Below are 19193 nucleotides of genomic sequence, written 5' to 3' on the forward strand. Positions count from 1 at the left end.
GAAGCGTGATCCAGAAAGTGGAGCCCATCGAAATGACCGGCCCAGCGAGTGACGTGCCCACCGTGACAGAACCGGCCGTGACAGGGCTCACCGACGAGCAGGCAGCGGCCATCCGGTCCACGGTCGGCCCCAACGCGGTGCGCAGCCACCGGGCGCGCTTGCTCGCGGTGCTGGCCCGGCAACTCCGCAACCCGCTGCTGATGCTGCTGCTGGTCGCCGCCACCGTGTCGTTCTTCGTCGGGGAGCGGACCGACGCGGTGGTGATCGGTGTGATCGTCGCCTTGAGCGTCGGGCTGGGCTTCGCCAACGAGTACCGCGCCGAGCGTGCGGTGGAAGCGCTGCATGAGCACATGCGCAGCCGGGCGCGCGTGCTGCGCGGCGGCACGCTGGTCGAGCGCGACGTGACCGACCTGGTTCCCGGCGATGTGGTCCAGCTGAAGCCGGGCGCCGTGGTTCCCGCCGACATCGAGCTGACCGAGGGCCGGGACGTCGAGTGCGACGAGTCGGTGCTGACCGGGGAGTCGCTGCCGATCCGCAGGAAACCGGGCGACACGGCACTGATGGGCACGGTCGTCACCGCGGGAACCGCCACCGGGACCGTGTCCCGAACCGGCGCCCGTACGGCCTTCGGCGCGATCGCCGCGGGCCTGGGCGAGCGGCACGCTGAGACGGCCTTCGAGATCGGGCTGCGCAGGTTCTCCGGGCTGTTGGTGTGGGTCGCCGCGGCGCTGACGGCCGGGGTGTTCGTCACAAACCTGGTGGTGGGCCGCCCGCTGCTCGACGCCATGCTGTTCTCACTCGCCATCGCGGTCGGCGTCACTCCGCAGCTGTTGCCCGCGGTCGTCACCACCGGCCTCGCCACCGGGGCCCGCCGCCTGACCAGGCTGAAAGTGCTCGTGAAACGCCTTGTCGCCATCGAGGACCTCGGCGACGTCGAGGTGCTGTTCACCGACAAGACCGGCACCCTGACCCAAGCCAAGATCGCCCTGCGTCAGGCTCTGCGTCCCGACGGAACCCCCGACCGCGGCGATGCCCTCGGCCCGTTCCGTCTCGGGGTGCTGTGCGCGGACCCGCCCGGCTCCGGGCCGCTCGACGACGCCCTCCACGACGCCGTCGCCGGCACGGATGCCGTCGCGGGGGAGTGGACGCCGGAGGGCTACCGGCAGGTCGACGCCAAACCCTTCGACCACGAGCGGCGCATGTCATCCGTGCTGGTCGAAGACCCCGCCGGCGACACGCTGACCATCGTCAAGGGAGCCCCGGAAGCGGTGCTGGCCCGATGCCGGACCGTGCCGGAGGAGTCCCGCGCGCTCGCCGGGCGGCTGTTCGCCGAGGGCGCCCGCCTGGTCGCGGTCGCGGTACGTCCCGGGGCCCGCGAACTGGTGGAGTCCGATCTGGACCTGGCCGGGTTCCTGGTGTTCAGCGACCCGCCCAAGCCCGGAGTGGAGCAGGCGCTCCGACGCCTGGCCGCGCTCGGAGTCACCGTGAAGATCCTCACCGGTGACCACCCCGCCGTCGCCACCGGGCTGTGCGAGAAGATCGGCCTGCCCGTCTCCGGAGTGCTGACCGGTGAGGAGATGGAGCGCCTCGACGACGCCGCCCTGACCGATGCCCTTCCGGCGACCACGGTGTTCGCGCGGGTCAGCCCCGAGCAGAAGGCCAGGATCGTGAGCATCCAGCGAAGCGGTGGCCTGGACGTCGCCTATCTCGGCGACGGCGTCAACGACGCGCTCGCCCTGCACCGCGCGGACGTCGGCATCTCCGTCGACACCGGAGCCGATGTCGCCAGGGACGCGGCCGACGTCGTGCTCCTGGAAAAGGACCTGGGCGTGCTCGCCGACGGCATCGTCGAAGGCCGCCGCATCTTCGCCAACACCATCAAGTACCTCCTGATGGGGACGGCCAGCAACGTCGGAAACATGTTCTCCGCCGCGGCCGCCTCGGCGGTGCTTCCATTCCTGCCGATGCTGCCGAGCCAGGTGCTGCTCAACAACCTGCTGTACGACGCGGGCCAGCTCGCCATCCCGGCCGACGCCGTCGACCGCGAGCAACTCGCCCGGCCCGCCCGCTTCGACCTCGGGCTGATCCGCCGGTTCATGTTGGTCTTCGGACCGCTCAGCTCGGTGTTCGACCTCGCCATGTTCGCGCTGCTGCTGCGAGTCTTCCACACCGCGCCGCCGCTGTTTCGCGCGTCCTGGTTCGTGGAGTCCCTCGCGACCCAGACCTTGGTGATCTTCATCGTCAGGACCCGCCGGACGCCGTTCTGGCGGAGCCGGCCCGCCGCGGCGCTCGTGATCGCGGTGGGGGCCGTGGTGGCGGCCGGACTCGCCCTGCCGTATGCGCCCTTCGCGCCCGATCTGGGGCTGGCGCCCATCCCACCGGCGATTCTCGGCACCGTCGCCGTCGTCCTGATCGTCTACCTGGCACTCGTGGAGGCGGTGAAACGGCGCTTCCGCACCGTGCCTGCCCCACGCGAGCGACACCTGCCGCCCCACCGCCGGGTGCATCGCCGGTCCACGCCGTTCAGCCGCAGGCTGCAGCCGGCCCGGCGCGATTGATCACCACGGTGATTCCGCGTGCCGACGGGTCGCACGGCTGAGCTCGGCCGTGAGCTCAGCCACGATCGCGGTCCCCGCTGCGGCGTCGGGTGCGTCGAGGACCGCCTTGACCAGTACGGACGCGACGATCACCCCGTCGGCGAAGCGAGCCGTCCGGGCAGCCTGCGCAGCGTCGGAAATCCCGATTCCGACGCAGACGGGGAGGTCGCTGGTCGCCCTGATGCGCCGCACCAGCGCGTCGGCGGACGTGCCGGCGGCGTCCCGCGTGCCCGTGACTCCCATCAGCGACGCGGCGTAGACGAACCCCGTTCCCGCCGTGGTGAGTTCCCGCAGCCGCTCGTCGGTGGTGCTCGGCGCGGCCACGAAGACGGTGGCGAGGCCATGCCTGGCCGCGGTTTCGCGCCACAGCGCGGACTCCTCCACGGGCAGGTCGGGAAGGATGCATCCTGCGCCGCCCGCCTCGGCCAGCTCGCTGCCGAAGCGCTCGGGGCCGTACCTGTCGATCGGGTTCCAGTAGGACATGACCAGGATCGGCTTGCCGGTGGCCTGGTATGCCTCTCGCACGGTGCGGATGACGTCGGCGATCCGGACGCCGGCGCGCAGGGCGATGTCGTCGGCGGCCTGGATCACCGGGCCGTCGAGCACCGGGTCGCTGTGCGGCAGGCCGATCTCGACGATGTCGGCTCCGCTGTTCAGCATCGCCTGGGTGGCGGCGATGCCGTCGTCGACGGTCGGAAAGCCGGCCGTCATGTACGTGATGAGCGCGGCCCTGTTCTCTCGCTTCGCCCGGGCCAGTGTGTCGGCCAGAAGCCGCAGGTTTCCGTTCACTTTTTCGCTTCCCCTGCCCTGGCCGCGCCGGCGTCCTGCTCGAAGTGCCGCGCGGCGGTCTCCATGTCCTTGTCGCCCCGGGCCGACGGGTTCACCAGGATCAGCCCGTCCGGTCCGGGGTCGGTGCCGGCGTCGACAGCGCCGGCGGGTGCGTGGGGCTCTCCCTCGCCCGGTCTCCACGCGATGCCCGGCGGCCTCGCAGCCGATGAGCCTCCACGCCGATGACGCGCTGGAAATCGCAGATCATGCACGTACGCTGTGGGCACGGGCTTCGCCCGGCTCCAGGTGGCTGGTAGGGAGCCTTGAGTAAGCCTCGTCGTCCCGCATTCCGGGCAGGAACGACGGAGGTGAGGAGAGCGACCTCGCTTAGATACCTCGTACGGCACGGGGGGTGCCGGACCATCGCATCCCGTTCACCTGACCGGCCTCGGCGCCAAGCACATAGCGCACCCTGCGGCCGAGCACGCGCCGCGCCGGGGCCCGGCAACCGCGCGGCCGACGCCCGGGGGCGAGGCGGATGGCGACAGACACAGCAGGATGTTATCCCCCGGCTCGGGGCCGGACCACGGCGCGGCCCCGGGCGCCGGTCCCGTGAATGTGCGGGCGCACCCCCCTCTCTCGTAGATGCCACCCGAGACACCTATATGCGGCCGCTACTGCGATGGCAGAGGGGTGTCCATCCTGGATTATGCGAGGGATAGAGTGAGGTCTGTGACGACGTTTCGGATCAGCGAGGCCGCCGCGTTGCTCGGGGTGAGCTCCGACACCGTCCGCCGGTGGGTGGACGCGGGCCGGCTGGCCGCGGTGCGGGACGAGCACGGCCACCGGCAGATCAGCGGGGCCGACCTGGCCGCCTTCGCCCGGTCGCAGGTCGAGACGACCGGCGACGGCCGGCGGTCCTCGGCGCGCAACCGCTTCCGCGGGATCGTCACCGAGGTCGTCAGGGACGCGGTGATGGCGCAGGTGGAAATCGCCGCCGGGCCGTTCCGAGTGGTGTCGCTGATGAGCCGGCAGGCCGCCGACGAGCTGGGCCTGGAGGCAGGGGTGGTGGCGGTCGCCGTGATCAAATCCACCAACGTCGTCGTCGAGATTCCCGGCCACGAGCGCGTGGTCACTACCTCCTGAGGAGCCGCCTTGGTGTTCAGGCGCCTTTCCCGACGGGCGATCGCCGTGCCCGTCGCGCTGGTGCTCGCCGGGCTGTCCGGTTGCGGCTCGGGGGAACCGGCCACGTCTTCGACTTCGGCGGCCGGCGGGGCGAAGGAAGTGAACGTGTTCGCGGCCGCGTCGCTGACCGAGACGTTCACGGAGCTCGGCAGGACCTTTGAGGCCGCCCGCCCGGGGGTGACGGTGAAGTTCAACTTCGGTTCCAGCGCGACGCTGGCCCAGCAGATCGTCCAGGGAGCTCCGGCCGACGTGTTCGCCGCGGCCAGTCCGGCCACGATGAAGACCGTCACCGATGCGTCGCTGGCGAGCGGGCCGACCACCTTCGCGCGTAACAGGCTGGAGATCGCCGTGCCGAAGGACAACCCGGCCAAGGTGGCCGAGCTGAAGGACCTGACCGATCCCAAGGTGAAGGTGGCGTTGTGCGCCGAGCAGGTGCCGTGCGGGGCGGCGGCCGTTAAGGCGCTGGACGCGGCCGGGCTGAAGGTCACGCCGGTCACATTGGAGCAGGACGTCAAGGCCACGCTGACCAAGGTCGAGCTGGGCGAGGTGGACGCCGCGCTGGTCTACACGACCGACGTGATCGCCGCGGCGGGCAAGGTGCAGGGTATCGCCTTCCCCGAGGCGGACAAGGCGATCAACGACTATCCGATCGCGACCCTGTCGAAGGCTCCCGCCGGTGATCTCGCCAAGCAGTTCGTTGATCTCGTGCTGTCGCAGCAGGGCAAGGACGTGCTGACCAAGGCCGGCTTCGAGGCCCCCTGACCCGCATGACCTCTTCGCAGGCGCGGCGCTCCGGCCGCTCAGACCCACCCGGCCGCCCGGGCCCACCCGGCCGCCCGGACACGCGTAGCGGCGCGGCCGGCCACTCGGCCGCCCTCCGATCCGGCCGCCCGCCGTGGATGCTGGTGCTCCCGGCCGTGGCGGGGCTGGCCTTCCTGGTGCTGCCGCTTGCCGGGCTGGTGATCCGGGCGCCCTGGTCCACGCTGCCTCAGCGGCTGGCCGAGCCGCAGGTGCTGGAGGCGTTGCGGTTGTCGCTGGTGTGCGCCACCGCCGCCACGGTCGTCTGCGTGCTGTGCGGGGTGCCGCTGGCCTGGCTGCTGGCCCGGGTCGAGTTCCCGGGCCGGCGGGTGGTGCGGGCTCTGGTGACCGTGCCGCTGGTCCTGCCGCCGGTGGTGGGCGGTGTGGCGCTGCTGCTGGTGCTGGGGCGGCGCGGGCTGGTCGGGCAGTGGCTGGAGTCCGCCTTCGGGATCACGCTGCCCTTCACGACCCCCGGAGTGATCGTCGCCGAGGCGTTCGTGGCCATGCCGTTCCTGGTGATCAGCGTCGAGGGGGCGCTGCGCGCCGCGGACCGGCGGTTCGAGGAGGCCGCCGCCACGCTGGGCGCCTCCCGCTGGACCGTCTTCCGCCGGGTCACCCTGCCGCTCATCATGCCCGGAGTCGTGGCCGGAGCGGTGCTGTGCTGGGCGCGGGCGCTCGGCGAGTTCGGCGCCACCATCACCTTCGCCGGCAACTTCCCCGGCACCACCCGTACGATGCCGCTGGCGGTCTATCTGGCGCTGGAAACCGATCCGGACGCGGCCATCGTGCTCAGCCTGGTCCTGCTGGCCGTCTCGGTGGTCGTCCTGGCCAGTCTGCGCGATCGGTGGGTGAACAGCCCATGACCCCCGACGGCCTGCGGGCGACCCTGGTCGTCCACCGACCCGCCTTCACCCTGGACATCACGCTCGACGTCGCACCAGGAGAGGTCGTCGCGCTGCTCGGGCCCAACGGCGCGGGCAAGACCACCGCGCTGCGCGCCCTGGCCGGGCTGATCCCGATGTCCGGCGGGCACATCAGCCTGGACGGCCGGCCGCTGCACCACCTGGCCCCCGAACAGCGCCCGATCGGCATGGTCTTCCAGGACTACCTGTTGTTCCCCCACTTGTCCGCCCTTGACAACGTCGCCTTCGGGCCGCGCTGCCAGGGGGTGTCCAAGGCCGAGGCGCGCCGCGTCGCCGTGGCACTGCTGGAGCGTGTCGGACTGGCCGACCGGGCGACGGACAAGCCCCGCCGGCTGTCGGGCGGGCAGGCACAGCGCGTCGCCCTCGCCCGGGCGCTGGCCGTACGGCCCCGGCTGATGCTGCTGGACGAGCCGCTGGCCGCGCTGGACGCGCACACCCGGCTGGAGATCCGCTCCCAGCTGCGCCGCCACCTGGCCGACTTCGACGGCGCCACCGTGCTGGTCACCCACGACCCGCTCGATGCGATGGTGCTGGCCGACCGGCTGGTCGTCATCGAGTCCGGCGTCGTCGTCCAGCAGGGCGCCCCCGCCGAGGTCGCCCGCCGCCCGCGCACCGGGTACGTCGCCCGCCTCGTCGGGCTCAACCTCTACCGCGGGATCGGCGACGGCACCCGGGTCGAGGTCGGCGAACTGCCGCTGCACACCTCCGAACAGCTCGACGGGCCCGCGTTCGTGGCCTTCTCGCCCGCCGCCGTGGCCCTCTACCGCACCCGCCCCGACGGCAGCCCCCGCAACCTGTGGCAGGCCACGATCGGCGGCATCGAGCGGCACGGCGACAACGTCCGCGTCCACCTCGACGGCCCGATCACCGCCTTCGCCGACATCACCCCCGCCGCCCTGGCCGACCTTGAGCTGAGCCCGGGTCAGCGGATCTGGGCCTCGGTCAAGGCCACCGAGACCCACGCCTACCCGGCATGAGCGGGCCTCGGGCGGACGACCGCCACGACTGCGACGCCATCCGCCTCGGCCGGTCGCGCCGCGGCCTGCGCACCCACAGCGCGCCGGGCGGGCGCGATGCCCCACAGGTCCTCGGCGAACCGGCGGTCCGGGGCGGGCTCGGCCTGCGCCGAGCCCGCCGTTCCGGGTCCTCCCGGTCCTGATCGCGTCCGTGGTGGCGCTCACCTGGTTCGGTGTGCGCCGTGCCGCGATGGTCAGGAACCTGCGGGTGGGACCCGTGTCATGCCGTCAGCGCTGCAGGGTCAGCAGGCCGGGGCGGTAGGGCAGCAGGCCGTAGTCGCCGCCGGAGCTGGGGCTGCGGCCCTGGTAGAGCAGCTGCAGGTTGCAGGGGTCGACGGTCTTGGTCTGGTCGGGGTTGTTGCGGACCAGGTCACCGTGGCTGATGTCGTTGGTCCAGGTGGCGCCGCTGTTGGCCTTGCCGGCGAAGGGGTTGCTCTCGCTCGTGGCGTTCGCCGACCACGAGCCGTCCAGGCTGTTGGCCGTGTAGGAGCGGAAGTAGCGGCCCTGCGAGCCGATCGACTCCACGAGCATGAGGTACTTGGTCTGGCCCTGGAGCTTGTAGACCTCGACTCCCTCGAACAGGTTGTTCGTGGAGTCGCTCATGATCTGCGTGTAGTTCGAGCCGAAGCTGCCCGGGAAGTTGCCGATGGGCATGCTCTGCCGGTAGATCTTGCCGTTGTCCCCGGCGAAGAACAGGTACATGTTCTGGCCGTCGCCGATGAGCGTCTGGTCGATCGGGCCGGTGCCGGAGCCGGAGATGCTCGCGGTGGACAGGGTCTGCTGCCCGGACCAGCCGTTGGGGTTGGTCGGGTCGCTGGAGGTCCGGTAGGAGAAGGCGGTCCCGCCCCACTGGTAGGCGAGCACCCAGATGTTCTTGGGAGCGAAGTAGAACAGCGTCGGCGCGACCGTGCCGGAGTTCATCTTGGTCTGGGTGGCCGAGGCCATGTCGGACCAGTTCGTGAAGGGGCTGAAGGCCATCGAGCCCCAGCTCGATCCGGTGTCGTGCGTCGTCGCGTAGACGAGGTGCTTGCCGTTGTAGACGACGTTGGTGAAGTCCTTGAGCGAGGCCCAGCCCGACTTCGGGCTCGCCAGCGCGCCGGTCGAGCTCCAGCGGTACGACGACGGCAGATTGCACGTCGGGGTGACCGACGGAGACGGGGACGGGGAGGGAGACGGGGACGGGGACGCAGACGGAGACGCGGATGGGGACGCGGACGGGGAGCGTGTCGGCGACTGCGTGGGGGAGGGGCTGGGCGAGCCCGGGCTGCCGGTGCAGGCCACACCGTTCAGGGAGAACGAGGTGGGCACCTGGGGGGAGCCGTTCGATGAACCGTTGAATCCGAAGTTCGTGCTGCCGCCGCTGGGGATGCTGCCGTTGTAGGACACGTTGGTGGCGGTCACCGTCGAGCCGGACTGGCTGTGGGTGGCGTTCCAGATCTGGGTGACCTGCTCTCCGGCGCCGAAGGACCAGGTCAGCTGCCAGCCGTTGACCGCGTCACCCAGGTTGTTGATGGTGACGCTGGTGTTGAAGCCGCCCGGCCAGCTCGAACTGATGGCGTAGTCGACCCGGCAGGCCACGGCGGCCTGGGCGGGCTGTGTGATCAGCAGGCCGCCGGCTCCGGCCAGCAGGACCGGGATGGCGCCGATCACGAGGCCGCGGCGCGAGGCCCGCCGGGGCGGCGCCCCGGTCGTGACGGCGGAGGGGCGCGGTGACCGCGCTCGCCAGGGCAGACGCATCTGTGTTCTCCTCATCATCATGTCCGGCCGCCGTCAGGGGCTGGTGCGGGTAGCGGTCGGGGTGGCCGCGGTGTCGTTCACGGTGAACCCGAAGGTCGTGGAGCCGCCGACGGCGATGGAGCCGTTGCAGGAAAAGCGAACACGCGGGGGGTCGCTCCGCGCGATCGACGCCGCGTCCCGTGATCGGGGAACGCACACCACCAGGGCGTCGCGAACGACGGTCCTCACCGCGCGCCACCAGATGGCAGGAGGAAGCCGCCTCGAGGACACAGTGTGGGAAATCCTGCCGAAATGTGTCAAGCCTTCTGAGAAAGTTTCAGGGGGCGCTCTCGCGGTCGCGGGCGGCGACCCCTGATAACGCCTGATGAGCCGCGTGCCCGTCCACCGCTCCTGTGCGGATACGCGTCGCCGTCCTTGACATCGCCTCTTCGCCTCGTATTTGCTCCGACCTGCCACCACAGCCCAACTGACAGAGAAGAAGGAAAACGCGGCAAGACAAATTGTTAGCGCTAACAGTCGCCTGTGGCCACCATCCGGAGGCCATGGTGCGGGGCGGTCCGGCGGACAGACACCACGTCCCTGGGGCCGCCTCCCGGAGAGTCACCGATGAGGAGGTCCACGGCGGCAGGGACGACCGCCCCACACGCTCGTCTTCGTCGCGTCGTGTCATCACCCGCGCAGCCGCAGGCCGTCCGCTCCCCGGGCGGATCCACGGGACCGATCCCCGGTCTCGCGCCGGCGGCGTACGGCGCGGGATGCGTCGTGGGATGCGTCGCGCTGCCCGCACCGGGGTGGTGCGGGCAGCGGCCCGTGCGGCTCAGCCGGGATAGGGGCGGTTGAACTGAGGCGGGGTGAACGGGACATATCGAGGGGCCGGGTCGGCGGCCGACGCCGCCGCACGGGCATTCATCGCCGGGGCCGACGTCGCGGGCCAGTGACCGCTGCGCAGCCGGTCGAGCATCGTCGTCAGCGCCGCCTCCTGCTCCGCCGGTGAGAAGTCGCAGTGGCCGACGGTTTCGGTGTAGGTCTGGCGCAGCAGGGAGTTCGCCCCCGCGCGGCGCACATTCTCCCCGTACGACTGCTGCTGGGCGACCGTGGAGATCTGGTCACCGGTGCCGGACACGGTCAGCACGGGGATCCGCAGCCTGCCGTCCAGGACGATGCCGCGCGAGAAGCGCCTGACGGCGTCCGGGTCCGCGGCCACGCGGGGCGCGGCGGCCAGGGTCTTCAGGTCGGCCGCGAGGTCCAGACCCGCCGCCTTGTACAGGTCGCGGACGGCACGCCCGAGGGCGGGATCGGCGAGGCGCAGCTGCTTGTCGTAGTCGACTCCGGTGTTCCAGGACGGGTTCCCGCCGACCACGTCCATGATCTGGCGCCGGCTGCTCATGGCCTGCCCGATGTACGGCAGTGGCCCACCGGCGAGCGCGAGGTAGGCGCCCTGCTGCAGCGCGGCGGCGTCCCCCCTGTCCGGAGGCGGCGGCGCGGACCCGTCGGGGTTGCGTCCCCAGGCCGGCAACTGGCCGATCGCGGCGGCCAGCGCGATCCGGGCCCGCCCCTCGGGAGTCTGCTGCGCCGCGGCCAGGGCGTCGATCCATGCCTTCCGGGCCGATTCGATGTCCGCGGGGATGTCGACGACCGGCAGCCCCGGCGCGACCAGGCGCTCGAGCACGAAGACCGTGTCGAGCTTCTGGTTCCACTGGCCGACGGACCCGCCGAGGCCGCCGCACATCGGGACGGCGGCGTCGAAGGCGCCGGGGTGGACCTGGGCGACGCCGGCGGCGACGAAACCGCCCATCGAGGTCCCGGAGGCGATCGCCTCGCGTGCCCGGCCGTACGCGTCCTCGAAGCGGGCCAGCGCCTCGGCCTGGTTGTCGATGGCGGAGCGGATGTCCCAGCCGGTGATCGCCCGGCTCGTCCCGCCGCGGGCCACGCCGTCGGCCAGCAATCGCGCGGTCAGGGGCTCGCTCCTGCCCGTGCCGGCGAAGTCGAGGGCGACCACCACGGTGCCGTTCCATCGGGCCGGGACGACGAACTCGTAGGGCGTGCCGTCATCGAGGGTGCCGCTGATGCAGGTGGGGTGGGCGGGGGAGTCCGGCAGGCACGGTGTGCCGCCGGGGGTGCCGCCGGGGGTGCCGGCGGAGGCCGCGGCGGCGGTGCCGCATCCGACGGCGGTCGCCAGCGCCAAGGCCAGGCACGCGGTCACTTTACGGCGCATCACAGCGACAGTCCCTTCGACTCGGCCGTCCATCCGTTCTCGGAGCACAGTCCGCAGCCGGGGCCGACGAAGCGCGCCCCGGCGGTCCGGTCTCCGCGTAGGACGTAGTCGAACCAGTCGGCGGCCACCTGCCAGCCCTTGGTGGCCTCGAGACCCGCGATCAGGCCGGTGTGGCCGGCCGCCGTGTCACCGACAAGGGCGGCGGGGACGTCGAGCAGGGCGTAGTTGTCGATGCTGTTGTGGTAGGCGACGTCGTCCGGGCCGCCGTTGACCAGCAGCGTCGGCGTGTGCAGATCGGCGAGACGGTCGCGCCCGTAGCCGCCGAAAACCGGCTCCTCGAAGTATCCGGTGTTGAATCCGGCGACCGCGTCGATCAGGGGGTCGGTCCCGGCGGCGAGCGCCTCGACACCGCCGCAGCTGTGGCCGAGCACGCCGACCCGCGTCGTGTCCGCCCGCCCGTCGAACTGCTTGCGTGCCTGCCCCGACTCGGTGGCCCAGTGGGCGGCCGCGAGGAGCGCCTCGGGGTGCGCGATCGTGTTCTCGGGGGTGTTGGGGACGGGGAACTCGTCCAGCCCGCCGTTGGCCACGACGATGTATCCCTGAGAGGCCAGGCCGGTGAGGAACGTGATCCCTTCCAGGTTGCTGCTCGCGCAGGCGCCGTTGCCGTAGACGATCACGGGCAGGCTGGCCTTGCGCAGGGCCTTGAGATCGGCCGGGCGATAGACGGTGTGCCCGGGCAGGCCCACGGCGGCCTCCCGGACCGTGGGCAGGATGGTGGGCGCCGGGGGGCCGGCCGCGGGGGGCTTCGGCGGTGGCGGCTCCTGGGCGGGCGAGGCCGCGGCGGCGCCGGAGCCGGCGAGGACGACCACCCCTGCGGCCGCCGCCAGCAGGGTCCGCACGGTCATGGAGCGAGTAGGCATGTCGCGTTTTCCTCCAGGGTCATCCAGCGTCATGGACGGGCAGGGGGTGCCGGATCGGGGTCGACGAGGCCCGCGAGTGGCGGGCGGGGCACCTGGCAGCGGGGGACAAGGCAGCGGGGGACAAGGCGCAGCGGTGCCGACCTGGGCCGAACTCCAGTCAGTCGAACATCTCCAGCTCGCCGGCCTGTCCGCCCGCGGTGCCGGGGCCGGCACCGCAGACGGACAGGAGCGCGATCGCCGCACTCGCCGCGACGACGCCCGGAGCTGACTTTCGGAACATCGAGGCTCCTCACATGCAGGCGGTCGAGCCAAAGTAGGCAGGCCTCAGAGCATTGTCAACAGTTCTGTGACGACCGTAAGATTTGTGCCGAACATAATTTGGCTGCTGAACTGGGACGACCGGTCGATGAACTGTTGCGTCCCTCGCGTCGCAGCAGCGCACCGGCGGCCGGGATCGCCGGAGGGGGCCCGGAAAGCGGGGCCGGGTGACGTGAAACTCAGCCAGGTCGAGCCCGGTGAGCGCGCCCGTGTTCGGGAGGCGGCCGGCTGGGGCACCCCCACCGGCTGAGGAGTCTGACGATGGAGGGACGCCGGGTGGCCGCGTCGCCGCGCGTACGGACTGCCGCCCCGGGCGTCGGACGTGATCGTGACGCACATGCGCCGGCTGCACCTCGGCATACTCTTCGACGCGGTGTGGGATGTACGACTCGCTCGGGGAACCGGCGGAGCGGCGGTTCCGCGAGATCCTCTCCGAGTTCGACCCGGAGCTGGCCGGGCTGGCCGCGCACCACACATTCGCGCAGGTGTCGGCCCTGGAGTCGCCGGCGACTCGCCGTCGCACGAGCTTCGACGAGACGACCGACCGTGACCGCCTGGACCTGCTGTCCGGCGGCGGCCAGGGTCCTGCCCCCTGATCGTTCCTGCCTGCTGCCGTCGTGCGGCACCTGCGACCCGCGGTCCGGGGTCGTTAAAAGAAGCATGACATTCTGATAACGAGCGCACGCCCAAGCGTTGTCAATATACTTCTGCTGTGAATGATGGTGAAAGGTCCGAGGCAGCGGACCTCGACTTCCCGCGTTTCCAGGTGGGCGCACCTCCGCAGCACCTGATCACGACGCTTCTCGGGGACTACTGGATCAGCAGGCCCGAGCAACTGCCGTCCGCCGCACTGGTGCGGCTGACCGAGGAGTTCGGCGTCTCCGCCGTGGCCGCTCGGGCCGCGCTCAGCCGCCTGACCAAGCGGGATCTGCTGGAGTCGTCCAAGATCGGGCGACGCACCTACTATCGCCTGACGGACCGGGCCGCCGCGGTGATGCTGGAGGGGCGGCAGCGGATCATGTCCTTCGGCCTGGAACAGGGCGCGTGGGACGGGCGATGGGTGATGGCGGCGTTCTCCATCTCCGAGGAACAGCGCGACCTGCGCCACGCGCTGCGCGCGAGGCTGCGCTGGCTCGGCTTCGCCCCGCTCTACGACGGGCTGTGGGTCTCGCCGACCGCCGACGCCGACAGCGCGGCGAAGGTGCTCGCCGAGCTGGAGGTCCCCACGTCGACGATCTTCCGCGCCGAGGCCCTGGATCTCGCGGGCATGCGCGCCCCGCAGGAGGCGTGGGACTTCGACCAGCTCCGGCGCACCTATGAGGGGTTCGTGGCCCAGTACTCGCCTCTGCTGCAGCGCGTTCGCAAGGGTGTGGTCGGCGCGTCCGAGGCCCTGGTGGCGCGTACGGGGATCATGGACACCTGGCGCACGTTCCCCAACCACGATCCCGACCTGCCGGCGGAGCTGCTGCCCGCCGATTGGCCGCGTGCCGCGGCCAGAGACCTCTTCGTGGAGATCTACGACACCCTCGGGCCGCTCGCCGAGTTCCGCGTCAAGCAGATCGTCGCGGAGTTCGAGCCCGAACTGGCCGAGCTGGTCGCCCACCACCGGACCAGTTCCATCCTCGCGCTCACCTGATCGTTTCCCGGCGACGGGGCGGCGTTCCGGCTCGCCCCGCACGTCTCCGCTGCACAGCCGCCTCTTGACAGGTGTGCACCTATAGGTGTGACACTTATCCCAACGACCGCCAAATTAACTGCATCGTTAGCTGGTCGTGGAAGGACCACCATGAGAATGCCCAGGACCATCCTCGCGGGTGTGGCGGCTCTGGCCCTCGTCAGCGCCGCGGCCTGCGGTGGAGACGGCGGCGAGACGCAGCGGCCGGCGGGCGCGACGGCTCTGTACGACGCCCTGCCCGATGGCATCAAGGAAGCGGGCGTCATCCGATTTGCCGGGGATTCCCATCCGCCCTATCGGATCGTCGCCGACGACGGCAAGACCGTCACGGGCATCGACAAGGAGTTGCAGGACGCCCTCGGCAAGGCGCTGGGGGTCCGCACCGAGATTTCGATCGTCAGCGGCCTGCCCGCGGCGCTGTCCGGCATGCTCGCCTCCCGATACGACGCCTTCAACGGTCCGGTCAAGGACAGCGCCGAGCGGGAGAAGCAGTTCGACGCGCTCGTGTGGATGGTCACCCGGACCTCCTACCTCATCCCCAAGGGCGGGTCCGCGGCCATCGGGAGCTCGGGTGACCTGTGCGGCAAGCGCGTCGCCGGCACCGCCGGCAGCATCGTGGAGGACCAGGCCAAGCGCCTCACCGAGTGGTGCGCCAAGCAGGGCAGGCCGGGGCTCGACTTCATCGGCTTCGCCGACACCAATGGCACCATCCTCGCCGCCAAGTCCGGCCGGGCCGACGCGGCCGGCATGACCGAGAGCGCCGCGCTCGACGTGCTCTCCAAGGAGAAGGACGCCTTCACCTACGTGACGCAGACCGAGGAGCAGGGCGCCGGCGTCGACCAGCTGGCGATGCTCGTGCCCAAGTCCAGCGGCCTCGGCCCGGCGATGCTCGACGCGTTCAAGGAGATCTTCAAGAACGGCGAGTACAAGAAGATCATGGACAAGTACGGGCTCCAGAGCGTGGCGGTGCCGGAGCCCAAGATGAACACCGCGGCGACGCAATGAGCGTGGCACCACAGACGGTGGCGCCACAGGCCGTGGACGTCGCCGCCGCCCGTCCGCGCGTCCGCCCCCTGCGCTGGGTGGCCGGAGTCGTGCTGCTCGTGCTCGTGGCGCAGTTCGCCTGGTTCCTCGTCACCAACCCGCGGTTCGAGTGGCCGGTGGTCGGCACGTACCTGTTCGACCCGAACGTCCTGCGCGGCCTGGGCATGACGCTGCTGCTCACCGTCATCGTGATGCTGCTGGGCAGCGCGTTCGGGGTGCTTCTCGCGGCGGGCCGGCTGAGCGGCTTCCGCCCGGTGGCCTGGGCCTGCGGCGTCTATGTCACGGTCTTCCGCAGCATCCCGCCCCTGGTCCAGCTGATCTTCTGGTTCAACCTCGGTTATCTGCTGCCGCGGATCCCGCTGGGCATCCCGTTCGGCCCGACGTTCGTCTCGTGGCCGACCAACTCCGTGATCAGCTCGCTGACCGCGGCCGTCATCGGGCTCACCCTGCACGAGGCGGCGTACATGGCCGAGATCGTCAGGGCGGGCATCCTGGCCGTGGACGGCGGCCAGCGTGACGCGGCCCGCGCGATGGGGTTCACAGCGCGGCAGAGCTTCGTCAAGGTCGTGCTCCCGCAGGCGATGCGGGTGATCGTCCCGCCCGCCGGCAGCGAGTTCATCAGCCTGCTCAAGGGCACCTCCCTGGTCAGCGTGATCGCGATGGCCGACCTGCTGTACTCGGTGCAGGTGATCTACAACAGGACCTACGAGATCGTGCCGCTCCTGGTCGTGGCCTGCGCCTGGTACCTCGTGGTGGTCATCAGCCTGTCCTTCGGCCAGCGGCGCCTGGAGCGGCACTTCGGAAAGGGGCAGCGGTGAGCGACACGCCGGTCCTGCGCGTCCGTGACGTGCGCAAGCGGTTCGGCGACCACGTGGCGCTCGACGGGGTGAGCCTGGACGTGCACGAGGGTGAGGTCGTCACCGTGATCGGCCCGTCCGGCTCGGGCAAGTCCACCCTGGTCCGCTGCGTCCACCAGTTGGAGAGCATCGACGGCGGGGCCATGTACCTCGACGGGGAGCTGCTCGGCTACGAGTTCCATCGGGGCCACCTGCGCCCCCTGCCGGACCGGCGGGTGGCCGCCCAGCGCGGCCGCATGGGCATGGTCTTCCAGCAGTTCAACCTGTTCCCGCACTGGAGCGTGCTGCGCAACGTCATCGAGGCGCAGGTGCTGGTCCACGGCCGCAGGCCGGAAGATGCGCGGGAGGAGGCGCTGCGGCTGCTGCAGCGGGTGGGGCTCGCCGACAAGGCGGACGCCCATCCCCGGACGCTTTCCGGGGGCCAGCAGCAGCGCGTCGCCATCGCCAGGGCCCTGGCGACCAACCCGCGGATCATGCTGTTCGACGAGCCCACCAGCGCCCTGGACCCCGAGCTGGTGGACGAGGTGCTGAGCGTCGTGCTCGACCTGGCCCGCGGCGGCATGACCATGATCATCGTGACGCACGAGATGAGCTTCGCCCGCGAGGTGGCCGATCGGTGCGTCTTCATGGAGAAGGGCCAGATCGTCGAGACGGGCACTCCCGAGGAGATCTTCGACAACCCCGCCTCGCCCCGGCTGCGAGCCTTCCTGTCGCGCTTCTCCGGGCGCGCGGCGCAAATCTCCGACGAACGCCTCCCGAAGGAGGAGACCACCTCTTGAGCTTCACGGTAATGGCCGTCGGCGACCTCGTCGTCGACGAGCCCGACCCCGCGTCCTTCTTCGCCCCCGCCCGGGAGACGCTGGCCCGGGGCGATGTGGTGATCGGCCACATCGAGGTGCCCCACAGCACGTCCACCGCCCAGGTCAGCACCGACGTCCCCGCCCCGCCGGCCGATCCCGCCGCGCTGTCCGCGGTCGCCGACGCCGGCTTCCACGTGGTGACGCTCGCGGGCAACCACGTCTACGACGTCGGCGACCAGGGGGTGGCCGACACGATCACGTACGCCACCGAGGCCGGACTGGCCACCGCGGGCGCCGGCCTGACTCTCGGCGAGGCCCGCCGTCCCGCCGTCGTGGAGCGCGACGGGCTGCGGATCGGCGTGCTCAGTTACAACTGCGTCGGCCCCCGCGAGTCCTGGGCGACCAGCCGCAAGCCGGGCTGCGCGTACGTCAAGGTGCTGACCCACTACGAGCTCGACCACGCCAGCCCCGGCGGGCCGCCCGCCGTCTACACCTTCGCCGACCCCGCCTCCCTGGAGCGGATGGCCGAGGATGTGTCAGCCCTGGCCGCCGAGGCCGACGTCGTGCTGGTGTCGCTGCACAAGGGCGTCGGGCACACGCCCGCCGTGCTGGCGATGTACGAGGGGCCGGTGGCGCGGGCCGCCGTCGACGCCGGCGCGCACGCCGTGTTCGCCCACCACGCCCACATCATGCGCGGCGTCGAGATGTACCGCGGCAGGCCGATCTACCACGGCCTGGGCAACTTCGTGACCGTCACCCACGCGTTGACGCCCGCGACGGGCGACGCGGGCGAACGGGCCGAATGGGCGCGCCGCAGAGTCGAGCTGTACGGCTTCGCGCCCGACCCGGACATGCCGTACTACCCCTTCCATCCCGAGAGCCGGAACACCGCGATCGCGGTCTGCCGGTTCGACCGGGACGGGCTGGTGTCAGCAGGCCTCGTGCCCTGCTGGATCGACGGCGCGGGCAGGCCGGTGCCGCTCGGCGACGACGAGGAGGGGCGGCGGGTCGTGTCGTACATCGAGCACATCACGCGGCAGGCGGGCCTGAAGACGGAGTTCCATTGGGAGGGAGACGAGGTGGTGCTGCGTGGCTGACCGTCCGCTCGCCGGCCGCATGGTGATCGATCTGACCACCGCACTGTCCGGACCGTACGCGACCCTGCTGCTGGCCGGGCTCGGCGCCCGCGTGATCAAGGTGGAGAACCCGCTGACCGGCGGCGACACCTCCCGCAACAACGCCCCCTATCTCGGGGCGGACGGGCTGACGCTGGGCCGCCACGGGGACGACGACATGTCCGTGTCGATGCTCCTGCGGGGCCGCAACAAGCAGAGCGTCACGCTCAATCTCAAGCACCCCAAGGCCCGCGACGTCCTGGCCGGTCTGGTCGGGGCGGCGGACATCATGATCGACAATTACAGCGCCGGCGTCATGGCGCGGCTCGGCATCGGCCACGACTGGGCGAGCGCGATCAACCCGCGCATCGTGTGCACGTCGATCAGCGGCTTCGGCGCGCAGGGCGGTCCCGGCTCGGGCAAGGCGATGGACACCATCATCCAGGCGCTCAGCGGCGTGATGATGACCGCGGGCGCGCCCGGCGAGCCGCCCGTCCGCTTCGGGCTTCCGGTGGGCGACCTGGTCGCGCCGCTGTACGCGGTGATCGGCACGCTCGCCGCGGTCCTGCGGGCCGACGCGACCGGCCAGGGCCAGCACGTGGACGTGTCCATGCTGGGGGCGCTGACCTCGCTGGTCGCGTGCGAGCCGTTCGACGCCTACGAGAAGCTGGGACTGCCCATGCGCACGGGGACGACCGTGCCCAGGCTCGCGCCGTTCGGCACGTTCCCCGCCGCGGACGGCTGGTTCGCGCTGTGCGGCCCCACCGACGCCTTCGCCCGTGGCCTGTTCACGGCGATGGGACGCGACGAGCTGGCCGCGGACCCGCGGTTCGCCTCCAGGGACGCGCGCGTGGCCAACGCCGGCGAGCTGCACGAGCTGGTGGGCGCGTGGGCGGCGGACCGCCCGCTCGCCGTGATCCTCGACGCGCTGACTCGGAACGGCGTCCCCGCCGCCGAGGTGCGCGAGCCCGGCGACGCCGTGCGCGACCCGCTCGTGCTGGAGCGCGAGGAGGTCGTGCCGCTGGAGCATCCGCGCCATCGTCCGGGCCAGGGCCGCCAGGCGGACCTGTACGGGACCGGCGTGCCCATCCGCTTCTCCGCCTCGGAGGCGAGGCTCGACCGCCCGGCGCCCGGCCTCGGCGAGCACAACGCCGAGATCTACGGCGGCCTGCTCGGCTACTCCGACGACGAGCTGAAGGCCCTGGCCGAGGAGGGGGTGATCTGA

The 19193-nt window shown here is 71.4% G+C and carries 20 protein-coding genes; 13 read left to right on the forward strand and 7 right to left on the reverse strand.

Features of this window, described 5'->3' with window-relative positions:
- Positions 1-62: 62 nt before the first annotated feature.
- Positions 63-2558, forward strand: a complete 2496-nt coding sequence (gene mgtA / locus ACGFIB_RS36375) for a magnesium-translocating P-type ATPase (RefSeq protein WP_393377996.1) — start codon at positions 63-65, stop codon at positions 2556-2558.
- On the opposite strand, the gene trpA is transcribed toward mgtA, so the two are convergent.
- Together trpA and trpM are read right to left on the reverse strand one after the other, a co-directional pair.
- Positions 2559-3386 carry a tryptophan synthase subunit alpha gene (gene trpA, locus ACGFIB_RS36380; protein ID WP_393377998.1) on the reverse strand — a complete coding sequence of 276 codons (828 nt, stop codon included), beginning with the start codon at positions 3384-3386 and terminating at the stop codon, positions 2559-2561.
- Between the two features lie 366 nt (positions 3387-3752).
- Positions 3753-3917, reverse strand: coding sequence for a tryptophan biosynthesis modulator TrpM (gene trpM, locus ACGFIB_RS36385; RefSeq protein WP_378757233.1), 165 nt, complete (start codon positions 3915-3917; stop codon positions 3753-3755).
- A gap of 180 nt (positions 3918-4097) precedes the next feature.
- On the opposite strand from trpM, the gene ACGFIB_RS36390 reads away from it, so the two are divergent.
- From ACGFIB_RS36390 to ACGFIB_RS36410, 5 genes are all read left to right on the forward strand, one after another.
- The gene (locus tag ACGFIB_RS36390) at positions 4098-4511 is read left to right on the forward strand and encodes a TOBE domain-containing protein (RefSeq protein WP_142575717.1); all 414 of its coding nucleotides are present in this window, start codon (positions 4098-4100) and stop codon (positions 4509-4511) included.
- Between the two features lie 9 nt (positions 4512-4520).
- Positions 4521-5312 carry a molybdate ABC transporter substrate-binding protein gene (gene modA, locus ACGFIB_RS36395; RefSeq protein ID WP_393378001.1) on the forward strand — a complete coding sequence of 264 codons (792 nt, stop codon included), beginning with the start codon at positions 4521-4523 and terminating at the stop codon, positions 5310-5312.
- Positions 5313-5449: 137 nt separating this feature from the next.
- Positions 5450-6211, forward strand: coding sequence for an ABC transporter permease (locus ACGFIB_RS36400; protein WP_393378004.1), 762 nt, complete (start codon positions 5450-5452; stop codon positions 6209-6211).
- A complete protein-coding gene (locus ACGFIB_RS36405) occupies positions 6208-7248 on the forward strand; it encodes an ABC transporter ATP-binding protein (RefSeq protein ID WP_393378006.1) in 1041 nt (346 codons plus the stop codon). Before ACGFIB_RS36400 ends, ACGFIB_RS36405 begins: the two co-directional genes overlap by 4 nt.
- The gene (locus tag ACGFIB_RS36410) at positions 7245-7430 is read left to right on the forward strand and encodes a hypothetical protein (RefSeq protein ID WP_393378008.1); all 186 of its coding nucleotides are present in this window, start codon (positions 7245-7247) and stop codon (positions 7428-7430) included. Before ACGFIB_RS36405 ends, ACGFIB_RS36410 begins: the two co-directional genes overlap by 4 nt.
- 85 nt (positions 7431-7515) lie before the next feature.
- Here the strand turns inward: ACGFIB_RS36410 and ACGFIB_RS36415 are convergent, their stop codons facing one another.
- The 5 genes from ACGFIB_RS36415 to ACGFIB_RS36435 form a co-directional block, all read right to left on the reverse strand.
- Entirely contained in the window at positions 7516-9024 is a 1509-nt protein-coding gene (locus ACGFIB_RS36415) for a non-reducing end alpha-L-arabinofuranosidase family hydrolase (protein ID WP_357266795.1), read from the reverse strand.
- 33 nt (positions 9025-9057) lie between these two features.
- Positions 9058-9252: a hypothetical protein gene (locus ACGFIB_RS36420; RefSeq protein WP_142576182.1), complete on the reverse strand. Its 195-nt coding sequence runs from the start codon at positions 9250-9252 to the stop codon at positions 9058-9060.
- Positions 9253-9841: 589 nt separating this feature from the next.
- Entirely contained in the window at positions 9842-11239 is a 1398-nt protein-coding gene (locus ACGFIB_RS36425; RefSeq protein WP_393378011.1) for an alpha/beta hydrolase family protein, read from the reverse strand.
- Entirely contained in the window at positions 11239-12159 is a 921-nt protein-coding gene (locus tag ACGFIB_RS36430; RefSeq protein WP_393378013.1) for an alpha/beta hydrolase family protein, read from the reverse strand. Before ACGFIB_RS36430 ends, ACGFIB_RS36425 begins: the two co-directional genes overlap by 1 nt.
- A 157-nt stretch (positions 12160-12316) precedes the next feature.
- Complete coding sequence (locus ACGFIB_RS36435; RefSeq protein ID WP_393378014.1) at positions 12317-12439, reverse strand: hypothetical protein; 123 nt, start codon at positions 12437-12439, stop codon at positions 12317-12319.
- Between the two features lie 418 nt (positions 12440-12857).
- On the opposite strand from ACGFIB_RS36435, the gene ACGFIB_RS36440 reads away from it, so the two are divergent.
- The 7 genes from ACGFIB_RS36440 to ACGFIB_RS36470 all read left to right on the forward strand — a co-directional run bounded on the left by ACGFIB_RS36440 (position 12858) and on the right by ACGFIB_RS36470 (position 19193).
- The gene (locus tag ACGFIB_RS36440) at positions 12858-13073 is read left to right on the forward strand and encodes a hypothetical protein (protein ID WP_393378016.1); all 216 of its coding nucleotides are present in this window, start codon (positions 12858-12860) and stop codon (positions 13071-13073) included.
- A 116-nt stretch (positions 13074-13189) separates the two neighbouring features.
- Positions 13190-14113, forward strand: a complete 924-nt coding sequence (locus ACGFIB_RS36445) for a PaaX family transcriptional regulator (RefSeq protein WP_393378018.1) — start codon at positions 13190-13192, stop codon at positions 14111-14113.
- A gap of 150 nt (positions 14114-14263) precedes the next feature.
- The gene (locus ACGFIB_RS36450) at positions 14264-15157 is read left to right on the forward strand and encodes a transporter substrate-binding domain-containing protein (RefSeq protein WP_357252859.1); all 894 of its coding nucleotides are present in this window, start codon (positions 14264-14266) and stop codon (positions 15155-15157) included.
- Positions 15154-16014 carry an amino acid ABC transporter permease gene (locus tag ACGFIB_RS36455; protein WP_357252856.1) on the forward strand — a complete coding sequence of 287 codons (861 nt, stop codon included), beginning with the start codon at positions 15154-15156 and terminating at the stop codon, positions 16012-16014. Before ACGFIB_RS36450 ends, ACGFIB_RS36455 begins: the two co-directional genes overlap by 4 nt.
- Positions 16011-16832, forward strand: coding sequence for an amino acid ABC transporter ATP-binding protein (locus ACGFIB_RS36460; protein ID WP_393378021.1), 822 nt, complete (start codon positions 16011-16013; stop codon positions 16830-16832). The genes ACGFIB_RS36455 and ACGFIB_RS36460 overlap by 4 nt, the downstream gene beginning before the upstream one ends.
- Positions 16829-17950, forward strand: coding sequence for a CapA family protein (locus ACGFIB_RS36465; RefSeq protein WP_393378022.1), 1122 nt, complete (start codon positions 16829-16831; stop codon positions 17948-17950). The genes ACGFIB_RS36460 and ACGFIB_RS36465 overlap by 4 nt, the downstream gene beginning before the upstream one ends.
- Positions 17943-19193 carry a CaiB/BaiF CoA transferase family protein gene (locus ACGFIB_RS36470; RefSeq protein WP_393378024.1) on the forward strand — a complete coding sequence of 417 codons (1251 nt, stop codon included), beginning with the start codon at positions 17943-17945 and terminating at the stop codon, positions 19191-19193. The genes ACGFIB_RS36465 and ACGFIB_RS36470 overlap by 8 nt, the downstream gene beginning before the upstream one ends.

Origin of the sequence: Microbispora bryophytorum (assembly GCF_043197435.1) — a bacterium.
In the GTDB taxonomy this organism is placed as follows: Bacteria; Actinomycetota; Actinomycetes; order Streptosporangiales; family Streptosporangiaceae; genus Microbispora; species Microbispora bryophytorum.

Coding starts and splice junctions, on each gene's coding strand:
- ACGFIB_RS36415 (WP_357266795.1), bottom strand. CDS start 9,024: ATGCGTCTGCCCTGGCGAGCGCGGTCACCGCGCCCCTCCGCCGTCACG.
- ACGFIB_RS36430 (WP_393378013.1), bottom strand. CDS start 12,159: ATGCCTACTCGCTCCATGACCGTGCGGACCCTGCTGGCGGCGGCCGCA.
- ACGFIB_RS36440 (WP_393378016.1), top strand. CDS start 12,858: ATGTACGACTCGCTCGGGGAACCGGCGGAGCGGCGGTTCCGCGAGATC.
- ACGFIB_RS36425 (WP_393378011.1), bottom strand. CDS start 11,239: ATGCGCCGTAAAGTGACCGCGTGCCTGGCCTTGGCGCTGGCGACCGCC.
- ACGFIB_RS36400 (WP_393378004.1), top strand. CDS start 5,450: ATGCTGGTGCTCCCGGCCGTGGCGGGGCTGGCCTTCCTGGTGCTGCCG.
- ACGFIB_RS36405 (WP_393378006.1), top strand. CDS start 6,208: ATGACCCCCGACGGCCTGCGGGCGACCCTGGTCGTCCACCGACCCGCC.
- ACGFIB_RS36450 (WP_357252859.1), top strand. CDS start 14,264: ATGAGAATGCCCAGGACCATCCTCGCGGGTGTGGCGGCTCTGGCCCTC.
- ACGFIB_RS36410 (WP_393378008.1), top strand. CDS start 7,245: ATGAGCGGGCCTCGGGCGGACGACCGCCACGACTGCGACGCCATCCGC.
- ACGFIB_RS36435 (WP_393378014.1), bottom strand. CDS start 12,439: ATGTTCCGAAAGTCAGCTCCGGGCGTCGTCGCGGCGAGTGCGGCGATC.
- ACGFIB_RS36455 (WP_357252856.1), top strand. CDS start 15,154: ATGAGCGTGGCACCACAGACGGTGGCGCCACAGGCCGTGGACGTCGCC.